Here is an 11,431-nt window from a genome sequence, read left to right as displayed (position 1 = left end):
ACAACTACTGAAGTTACTTCATCACAATTTGTCGGATTAGTTACTTCACATATTTTGTACGTTACATCGTAGTTTCCTGCTGGTGTATTTGGAGATACGGTTACAGTTCCGTCTGGATTTAATGTGAGTCCTGTTGGTACAGTTACTGGCGTTAATTTTACTTCGCCTGCGTTGGTTCCGATAACTACATCTACTCCGTTTAATTTATCGTTAGCTGTTAATGGTGGCGTTTTTCCGCCTGTGTTTCCGTTAATTGGAGAAGTCGTTTCGGTAATTGCTTCGATTAATGGTTTATCTACGATTATTTTAACTGTAGATGTACTACAATTTGTAATATTTGAAAGATCACAAATAGTATAATCAAATGTATAAGTTCCAGATGGAGTATGCGGATTTACACTTACCTCACCAGTAGCTGTATCGAAATTTACTCCAGACGGTAACGTACTAGCTAAAGTAATTTTTACTTGATTTGATATCACACTAACGCAATTCAATAAATCATTATTCAAAACGTTTGAAACTGCAATACCTCCTACATAACTATTTATTGAAACCCCTAAATCATCGTTAGATTTAATCGGACCAAACACAGTGACCGTTTGTGTACAAGTAGAAATATTACCATTATTATCAGTAACTGTCCAAGTTACAGTTGTAATTCCAATTGGGAACATAACAGGAGCGTCATTCGTTACTGAAGCGATTCCACAATTATCAGAAACAGTTGGTGAAATTAAAACAATTGTTGCTGTACATAAACCCGCATCTGTATTAGCTATAACCGCTGCTGGACAACTAATAACTGGTTTTTCTGTATCGGTAATGATGATCGTTTGCTCACATGATAATGAGGCATTACCTGAAGCATCGGTAGCTGTCCAAACTATTTTTGTTGTTCCCACAGGATATAAATCTGTCAATGATTTACTGTCTGAACGAACTCCTGTAAAAGTGAATGTTGTCGAACAATTATCGGTTGCTGTTGGATTTACAATAGAAACGGTTGCTCCACATTGTCCTGAATCAGCGATTTGGTTAATAGCTGCTGGACAACTAATAACTGGCTTTTCTGCATCAGTAATAGTAACTGTTTGCTCGCATGATGTTGAGATATTCCCTGAAGCATCATCTGCTAAAACTGGTTTAACTGGTTTAACTGGTTTTTCTGCATCGGTAATAGTGATCGTTTGCTCACATGATGCTGAGATATTACCTGAAGCATCGGTAGCTGTCCAAACTATTTTTGTTGTTCCTACCGGATATAAATCTGTCAATGATTTACTGTCTGAACGAACTCCTGCAAAGGTGAATGTTGTTGAACAATTATCTTTCTGCATCGGTAATAGTGATCGTTTGCTCACATGATGCTGAGATATTACTTGAAGCATCGGTAGCTGTCCAAACTATTTTTGTTGTTCCTACCGGATATAAATCTGTCAATGATTTACTGTCTGAACGAACTCCTGCAAAGGTGAATGTTGTTGAACAATTATCGGTTGCTGTTGGATTTACAATAGAAACGGTTGCCCCACATTTGTTAGCATCAGCGTTTTTGTTAATAGCTGATGGACAGGTGATAAATGGCTTTTCTGTATCGGTAATGGTAATCGTTTGCTCACATGATAATGAGGTATTTCCTGAAGCATCGGTCGCTGTCCATACTATTTTTGTTGTTCCTACCGGATATAAATCTGTCAATGATTTACTGTCTGAACGAACTCCTGCAAAGGTGAATGTTGTTGAACAATTATCAGTTGCTGTTGGATTTACAATAGAAACAGTTGCACCACATTGTCCTGAATCAGCGATTTGGCTAATAGCTGCTGGACAACTAATAACTGGTTTTTCTGTATCAGCTACAACTACTGTCGAAGCAGTAGAAGTTTCTTCACAAAAAGTAGAACCACTTATGATTCTTACTTTATAATCTCCATTTGAGGTTACAACTAATGTTGAAGCTGTCTCCCCATTGATAACTGAATTATCTTTGTACCAAACATAACTAGGAGAAATCGCATTGGTAACTGCTGTTAGTGTAGTAGTTAAACAAGCTTTTAATATTCCTGTTATTGTCGCTGTAGGCAAAGAGCTAACAGTTACAACTCTTTCTGCTGTAGCATCATCACAACCTCCAGTTCCAGTTACTGTATACTTAATTGTTGCTACCCCAGTTCCAACTCCAGCAATTGTTCCTGTTGATGCGTTTACTGTAGCTACTGCCGTATTACTACTACTCCATCTTCCTCCAGCAGCACCTCCTGATAATGAAAAAGCAGTATTTTCTGTTATACAAATATTTTGATTTCCTGATAACGTTCCTGCAATAGGAGTTTCTGTTACAATAACTTTTACTGCGATTCTTTCACTCTCACATCCATTAGTTGTTTGACTAGCATAATATGTATTTGATTCCAATAAGTCAGTCTCTTTATACAAAATACCACCCGTTAGAGCATTATACCATTGAATACCTGATCCTGTAGCAATTAAATCTTTAATTTTTTTAGCATCTACAAAGCAAAAATTTTGCTCTGTAGCCGTTGGCATAGCTGGCGTAGCTGGTTGTGCATTAATTACTGCAGCAACTGATTCAGCTGATATGCAAGCCCCTAATGTTGCCTTTACAGTATAACTTCCTGCTGGTGCTGTTACTGTAGCTCCATTTCGGTTAACTCCTGTTGACGGCGTGATTGTATAGGTATAAGTCGAGTCATAATTCGTAATTGTAAAACTTCCTGTAGCTGTTGCACACGTTGGTTGTGTTACATCGCTTACTGCTGGTATATCCGGTGTAGCTGGTTGTGCATTAATTACTGCAGCAACCGATTCTACAGATGCGCAAGTTCCAGAGGTAGCTTTTACAGTATAACTTCCTACTGGTGCTGTTACTGTAGCTCCATTTCGAACAACATTTGCCGATGGTGTGATTATATAAGTATAAGTTGGGTCGTAATTCGTAATTGTAAAACTTCCTGTAGCTGTTGCACACGTTGGTTGTGTTACAACACTTACTGTTGGCATATCCGGTGTAGCTGGTTGTGCATTAATTACTGCAGCAACCGATTCTACAGATGCGCAAGTTCCAGAGGTAGCTTTTACAGTATAACTTCCCGCTGGAGCTGTTACTGTAGCTCCTGTTTGAGAAACTCCTAGCGATGGAGTTATTGTATAAGTGTAATTTGGGTTATGATTAGTAATTGTAAAACTCCCTGTAGCTGTTGCACACGTTGGTTGTGTTACAGCACTTACTGTTGGCATAGCTGGTGTAGCTGGTTGCGCATTAATTACTGCAGCAACTGATTCTACAGATGCGCAAGTTCCAGAAGTAGCTTTTACAGTATAACTTCCTGCTGGCGCTGTTACTGTAGCTCCACTTTGGGTAATTCCTTGTGATGGCGATACCGTATAAGTATACGTTGGGTTATAATTAGTAATCTCAAAACTTCCCGTAGCAGTCGTACAAGTTGGTTGCGTTAATGTAGTTAATGTTGGTTTTGGAATCGATGCATTCATCGTTACCACTCCATTTATTGTAGCTGCTGAACATGGCATTGTATGTCCAACTGTTGTTATCGTATAATTAGCATTTGCCGTTGGAGTTCCTGAAATAGTTACTGTTCTTGCTGTTAAATCGACAACGGACTTTAACTCTGTTGGCAAATTTGTTACTATGGCATTTTTTGCGCTTCCTCCAAAAGTATAAACCGTAGTTGGAATTGCTGTTCCTGTACAAACTACCGGATTTTGTGTACCGCTGGTAAGCACAATTGTTGAGGCATCATTTATAACTGCTGCAACCGCAATTCTCGATGTTGTAGTACAACCTTCGGTCGTAGTAGCACCTACATAATAAGTAGTCGTAGTTGATAAGTTTGGAGTAATAAATTCTGCTCCTGTTCCTAATACCTGTTCACTTACCGGATCCGCATACCATCTGATAGTATCAGCTCCTGTTGATGCAGTTGCCTTTAGTGTTAATGCTGCCATACCACAGCTAGAGGCTTCTGTAGTTGAATTTATTGTTGGCCTAGTATTTATCGATGCTTTAACTGCAGTCCTTGTTGCTGTAGCACATCCGTTATCAGTTGCATCAACATAATAAGTTGTAGTAGTAGTTAAGCTTGGTGTTGTAAAACTTGTACCTGTTCCTAATGACGCGCCACCTGTTGCTGCAGCATACCAATTAATTGTTCCTGAAGAGGCTGTAGCGCCTAAAATCACTTCTCCAGTATCACATCGTCCCGCAGGTGTTGTTCCTGTAATTGTTGGTATTGCATTAATAACAAAATTAGTAGCAGTTCGACAACCTGTGCCACTACCACAAGCTGCATAAAAAACTGTAGTTCCTGCCTTATTTATATCTATTAAGCCTGTAACTGTAGTTGGATCAAAAGATGCTCCGCTACCTACTTTAGTGCCGCCCGAAGCCGATGTATACCATTGTATAGTACCTGAACATGTAGAAGTAGCCTTTAATGATCCTTTTACTCCTTGGCAAGTAGAAACTCCTGTAGTTGTTGGCGCCCCAGCAACTGCATTAATAGTTATAATATCAGTAGAAACCGAAGTACATCCATTTTCGTTTGTAGTTGTCACTACATAGTTATTTGGCACTAAGCCCGAAAAGATTCCTGTTGTATTAATTACTGGTGCTGTTACAGGATTAATTCCTTTTAATGTATAACTTATTCCTTCACCATTTGCAGGGGTTTTTACCGTTATTGTTCCTGTTGGTGTATCACAAGTTGATTGTACCACTTCAACTGTAGGAACATCTGGCAAAGCAAATATTTTTATATCATCTTCTGTTACAGTTGCGCCATCGCCTTTAAAGTTCGTTCCTGGCACATCGATTTGGTTAACGCCTTCATATTTTTTATTTATAGTTGTACCATACGCGTTTACAGCTGCCGTAATTTTTCTAGTAGGATTGGCAGTTGTACGTGTAGGATCAAAGTATAAAGCTTGTGCATTAGAACTATATGTACCAGCAGCAATAGGCGCTATAACTTTCCCAACCAAGATTATCGTAACCACTCCATTTTGAGCAATATTAAACCCTCCAAACACAGGATTATTCTTAGATGTAACTGTATTACTTAAAGCACCAGAAGGACCAGTAGTATCTGCTGAATATGTTGCCGTAGCAGAATCAAATTCGATACCTGTTGGAAAATAAAAGTCTAAATCGACCCCGGCAGCATTTCCTACCCCTGTATTTTTTATTTGTATTTCATAAGAAACCTTCTCTCCAATCGAATTACAAGCTGATGCTTTAGGTAACGATTTTACTTTGGTATCCAGAATAGGAAAACAATTTGAGTTAACCTGTAAATTTGGCGGTAGATCTTTAGAGATAAAAGTCGATACATGTCCATTTACGCCCTCATTAGCACCATGGACATTAGAACCAGTTCCACTTCCTTTATTAGTTTTACCTGCCAAACCACCAGTTACATTGGTAGTAATTTTTACAGTCCCCTCAAGATTATGTCTAATGATTCCACCACCACCACCACCACCTGGTCCGTGTTCGTTTTTAGTATCATTTTCTGTATTCCCTCCATTTCCTCCTTTTGCATTAATTGTAATATCTCCAGTACTGATATTAGAAATATTCAACAATACTGTCCCTCCAGCTCCAGCTCCTCCAGCTCCATCTGGTGTACCACCATATGCACCCGGAGCACCATTTCCTCCATTAACTTCAATTAACCCAGTACCTTGAACTGTTCCTGCATTAATAAGTACAATAGCTCCTCCGACACCTCCTTTTACACCATCGATAGCATTATTAGCATCTCCTGCGCCACCGCCACCTCCCATTATAAGTCTTGTTAATTCTGGTGTAGCATCTAGGTAGGATCTAAAACCAGGTCTTCCTCCCCCAGTATAAATTGGCCAAGTTTGTCCTCCAATTCCTTGCCAACCATAACCACCTAAACCACCAAAACCACCGTTACCACCACCGCCACCACCGGTGTTGTGGTCATTACCACCTCCACCAGCATTGGCAGGAGCTCCTCTACCTGAAGAACCTGCTGGCATACCTTCAACTTTATTATCTACCTGGTTATAACCGTCCCACATATATCTAGGCGTTCCCGCAATTCCTTCTCCTTTTCCTGAAATATAAGTTTTTGAAGCATCACCAACATAAGAAGTCGCATCATTTACACCTGAAAAAGCTTTAGGACTATATCCTCCTCTAAACCCTCTTGCTGTTCCATCAATAGAAAATCCATTAAAATCAAATGTTCCAGAAACATTAAAAGCAATAACTCCACCTGCAATACCATTAAATGGTGGTGTCGTTATCTTAGAAGTTAGCTTTAAATTAGAGTATTGTGGTACTCTAACAATTTGAAATGTTCTCTTCCCTCTCGTAGGTGTTGCATCCGCATTAAAAAAACTATTAAAAGTACCTCCATTAGTACCGGTACCTTTAAAAGTTAAGTTACCCCCTGCTAACGGAACACTATTGGTTGCAATAACATATTCAAAAACACCTGTATTACCAATAAGTGTAAATCCTGTACCCCCTAAATTGTCAGGACCACTATTTGAATTTCCTGAACCATAATTGGCATCATTCCTATAATCAATAATAGCATCCTGCATTTGGATAATCAAAATCAAATCCCCTGCAGATATTTGTATTGTACCGAAAACATTATTATGCTTATCCGTTGTAGGCACTTTGCCTAAAACTATAGATTGAGCTCCTTTACTTAAAGTTGTATTATCACTAACAGGATAATAAGTATTTATAGAACTTGATACTGTAACGGGACCATCTCCTCCTGGCGTTCCACAAATCTGTGAAAATAAGCTAGTTGAAAATAAAAGAAATGCAATGAAAAAGGTTTGCTTAAAAAAATTAAGCATTTTAAGAGTAGAATTATACATAAACAGTTTTGTTTTGGGTAATACTATAATTGTTCGAAAACCCAATGAAGGAATTCGAAGAGAATAAATTAAATAAGAGGGATTGTTCTACCGAAGATCTAAGGAAAAGATCTTTCAAAATTTTATAAAAGAAAAATAAAATAAGGGCCATAAATAAATTAGCTTCGACTCAAATTCGTCTTTAAGATTATAGAAATAGGTAGTTTGGTGGGGCGAAAGTATATAAAGGGTAAAATAATAACTAGATAACTCGTCGAACTACCTGTTTTATCGTTGAAGTACTCTTTTTTTCGAATAAATGTAGATTTTATCGAGAAAAAAATTAACAATTTAGCAACTAAAAGTTTTTATAACAACAACAAAAGTCATTTCGCGCACTAACTTCAACGCAAAAATTCATAACTTATTAAAGTTCAAATAATAGAATAAAAAAATACGCAACGTAGGGTTGCGTATTTTATACTTTCACGAGTAACTTATACTCAAATTTATTGCAAATTTTACTTTAAAAAATAATTTTATTAACAATTAAAACAGAACATCTACCCCTAATTAACAAATTATCCAAAATAAAAAAGCTATTTCAAGAAATTGATATTTCGTTTTAAACCATCAAATTTTGTTCTTTTTAAAGGGGAGTTTTTAAATACCACTTGAAAGGTTTCTTCAGTAATCTCTAACCACTCTTTTTTCGACATTGCCATAACATCTGGGTTAGGATTAAACAGTGGTTCTGAATGTGCTTTAGAAAATCGATTCCAAGGACAAACATCTTGACAGGTATCGCAACCAAATGCCCAATCATCAAATTTCCCTTTCATTTCTTGTGGAATATTTTCTTTGAGTTCAATTGTAAAATAGGAAATACACTTACTCCCATCAACTACATAAGGAGCAACAATTGCCTGTGTGGGACAAGCATCGATACAAGCTGTACATGAACCGCAATGATCTGTAGTGGCATAATCATATTCTAAGTCTAAATCAAGAATAAGTTCGGCAATGAAGTAAAAAGAGCCTACTTTTTGTGTAATTAAATTACTGTTTTTGCCTATCCAGCCTAAACCACTTTTGGCAGCCCAGGCTTTATCCAAAACTGGAGCGGAGTCAACAAATACACGACCAGAAACATCACCTATTTGCTCTTGAATGGAAAAAAGTAATTTTTTGAGTTTTTCTTTAATTACAAAATGATAATCTTGTCCATATGCGTACTTCGATATCTTAAAGCTATCATTTTCCTGAGTTTCGGAAGGGTAATAATTAAGTAATAACGACACTACACTTTTGGCATCATCAACTAATAAAGTAGGATCTAACCGCTTATCAAAATGATTTTCCATATAGGCCATTTGACCATTATGGTTTTTATTAAGCCAATTTTCTAACCTTGGGGCTTCTTGTTCCAAGAATCCTGCTTTAGAAATTCCACAAGATAAGAACCCAAGCCTTTTGGCTTCGGATTTAATAAATTGTGAATATGTGCTTTTTGAATTTATCAATGTAAATTTAATATGAAACGGTTTTAGCCCTGATGGGAGCGACATCCTTTTTTTGGCTTTTTAGCCAGAAAAAGATATAGCGGACAGCAGGAAATAGCTTCAAAAAAATTAAAATAATCCGCCTTGAATATTGGTATTTATTCTACCTAAATGTTTGTATGCTTTGTCGGTAACTTCACGTCCTCGTGGAGTTCTCATAATAAAACCTTCCTGAATTAGGAATGGCTCATATACTTCTTCGATGGTTTCGCTACTTTCGGAAACTGCTGTTGCCAATGTAGACAATCCAACTGGCCCTCCTTTAAATTTACTAATAATGGTAAGAAGGATTTTGTTATCCATCTCATCCAAACCATGTGCATCAACATTTAATGCCTTTAGTGCATATTGTGCAATAGCCAAATCGATAGTTCCGTTTCCTTTAATTTGTGCAAAGTCACGAACACGACGCAATAATGCATTTGCGATACGAGGTGTTCCACGACTACGGCCTGCAATCTCGATTGCTGCATCTAAAGAAATTGGCATTTTTAATATCGAAGCACTTCTTTCTACAATTGAAGTTAAAAGTTCTGTAGTGTAATATTGTAATCGTGACGAGATACCAAAACGAGCACGCATAGGTGCTGTTAACAAACCTGAACGTGTTGTTGCGCCGATTAAGGTAAATGGATTTAAATTAATCTGAACTGTTCTTGCATTAGGCCCAGACTCTATCATGATATCTATCTTAAAATCTTCCATTGCCGAATATAAGTACTCTTCGACAATAGGACTCAAACGATGGATTTCATCAATAAATAGTACATCTCTTTCTTCGAGATTAGTAAGTAATCCAGCTAAGTCACCAGGTTTATCCAGAACTGGCCCTGATGTAATCTTTATACCAACCTCTAATTCATTAGCAAGTATGTTTGCCAAAGTAGTTTTTCCAAGTCCCGGAGGACCATGAAAAAGCGTATGATCTAATGCTTCGTTACGCTGATTAGCTGCAGCAACAAAGACTTTCAGGTTTTCTAAAACCTGATCTTGACCCGCGAAATCATCAAAAGAAAGCGGTCTTAATTTTTTTTCAAGATCAAACTCTTCAGAGTTATAGCGGTTCGTTGTTGGATCTAAATTTTCATTCATTTAGCAAAGATAGAGAAAGAAAAAGGAAGTCAAAAAAAAACCTCTACTATGAGTAGAGGTTTTAAATATTTTTAGTGATGAAGAACTTCTTCTCCTTCTTTCATTGGTACGTTTTGAGGTACAAAATCAACGTCATAGTTTGGATTACTATAGTCATATGGCCAACGGTAAACGTGAGGAATTTCTCCTGGCCAGTTACCGTGAATATGCTCAACTGGTGTAGTCCACTCTAAAGTTGTAGATTTCCATGGGTTTTGTACTGCTTTCTTACCGTAGAAAATACTACTAAAGAAATTGTATAAGAACACTAATTGGAAAGCTCCTCCAACTAAAGCAAACACAGTTATTAAAACGTTTACGTTTTGTAAATCATCAAATAACGGGAAGTTTGTATTAGTATAGTAACGTCTTGGTAAACCTGCTAATCCGATAAAGTGCATTGGGAAGAATACTCCGTAAGCACAAACTGCAGTTACCCAAAAGTGAATATATCCTAAGTTTTTGTTTAACATTCTACCATACATTTTAGGGAACCAGTGGTAAATACCAGCAAACATTCCGTAAAGTGCAGAGATACCCATTACTAAGTGAAAGTGAGCAATTACAAAATATGTATCGTGAACGTTAATATCTAAAGTACTATCTCCTAAGATGATCCCTGTTAAACCTCCAGTAATGAAAGTAGAAACCATTCCGATAGAGAACAACATTGCTGGATTAAATTGTAAGTTACCTTTCCATAAAGTTGTAATCCAGTTAAATGCTTTTACAGCAGAAGGAATTGCAATCAATAATGTCGTAAATGTAAATACAGATCCTAAAAATGGATTCATTCCAGAAACGAACATGTGGTGTCCCCAAACGATTGTTGAAAGGAATGCAATTGCTAAAACTGACATAATCATCGCTCTGTATCCGAAAATTGGTTTACGAGAATTCGTAGCCATAATTTCTGAAACAAGTCCCATCGCTGGTAAGATTACAATGTAAACTTCAGGGTGCCCTAAGAACCAAAATAAGTGTTCGAATAAAACTGGTGAACCTCCTTGGTAATGTAAAACTTCTCCAGCAATATAAATATCAGATAAGAAGAAAGAAGTACCAAAACTTCTGTCAAAAATCAATAATAATGCAGCAGATAATAATACCGGGAATGAAATAACTCCAATAACAGCAGTTACGAAGAATGTCCATATAGTTAAAGGTAATCTTGTCATAGACATACCTTTTGTTCTTAAGTTAATAACAGTTACGATGTAGTTTAATGACCCCATCAATGATGAAGCAATAAAGATTGCCATAGAAACTAACCATAATGTCATACCTGTTCCTGAACCAGGAATTGCTTGTGGTAAAGCACTTAATGGAGGATAAATTGTCCAACCAGATGAAGCAGGTCCAGCTTCAACAAATAAAGAACTTAACATTATAACTGCTGATAAGAAAAATAACCAGTATGAAATCATATTCATGAATCCAGAGGCCATATCTCTTGCACCAATTTGAAGCGGAATCAATAAGTTACTAAAAGTACCACTCAAACCAGCCGTTAATACAAAGAATACCATGATGGTTCCGTGTATGGTAACTAATGCAAGATAAACATCATTAGTCATTACTCCATCTGGTGCAAATTTATCTCCTAATAAAACATTAAATATTTTAAAAGACTCTTCAGGCCATGCTAATTGCATTCTAAAAAGCAAGGACATTGCAATACCAATTACCCCCATAATAATACCTGTTATAAGGTATTGTTTGGCAATCATTTTGTGATCAATACTAAAGATATATTTAGTAATGAATGTCTCTTTATGGTGGTGTTCGTGTTCGTGATCTTGTCCGTGATCGTGACCTTCTGCTGACATATATGTATACTTTAAATT

5 protein-coding genes are annotated in these 11,431 nt (G+C 37.0%); all 5 read right to left on the bottom strand.

The annotated features are described in order from the left end of the window. Positions 1-1,340: HYR domain-containing protein (locus B8T70_RS11090; RefSeq protein WP_165763205.1), on the bottom strand; the 1,340-nt coding region annotated here is incomplete at its 3' end. Beyond that, positions 1,327-6,912, bottom strand: coding sequence for an HYR domain-containing protein (locus B8T70_RS11085; protein ID WP_086894886.1), 5,586 nt, complete (start codon positions 6,910-6,912; stop codon positions 1,327-1,329). The genes B8T70_RS11085 and B8T70_RS11090, both read right to left, overlap by 14 nt. 578 nt (positions 6,913-7,490) lie before the next feature. Beyond that, the gene (queG, locus tag B8T70_RS11080; protein ID WP_086894888.1) at positions 7,491-8,414 is read right to left on the bottom strand and encodes a tRNA epoxyqueuosine(34) reductase QueG; all 924 of its coding nucleotides are present in this window, start codon (positions 8,412-8,414) and stop codon (positions 7,491-7,493) included. Between the two features lie 108 nt (positions 8,415-8,522). Beyond that, positions 8,523-9,545 carry a Holliday junction branch migration DNA helicase RuvB gene (ruvB, locus tag B8T70_RS11075; RefSeq protein ID WP_039111898.1) on the bottom strand — a complete coding sequence of 341 codons (1,023 nt, stop codon included), beginning with the start codon at positions 9,543-9,545 and terminating at the stop codon, positions 8,523-8,525. A 71-nt stretch (positions 9,546-9,616) separates the two neighbouring features. After that, a complete protein-coding gene (locus B8T70_RS11070; protein ID WP_039111897.1) occupies positions 9,617-11,413 on the bottom strand; it encodes a cbb3-type cytochrome c oxidase subunit I in 1,797 nt (598 codons plus the stop codon). Positions 11,414-11,431 lie beyond the last annotated feature (18 nt).

This window comes from Flavobacterium sp. AJR (assembly GCF_002156885.1).
GTDB lineage: Bacteria > Bacteroidota > Bacteroidia > Flavobacteriales > Flavobacteriaceae > Flavobacterium.
The sequence above is the reverse complement of the archived record's forward strand: the minus strand, read 5'-3'. Positions and strand labels throughout refer to the sequence as shown.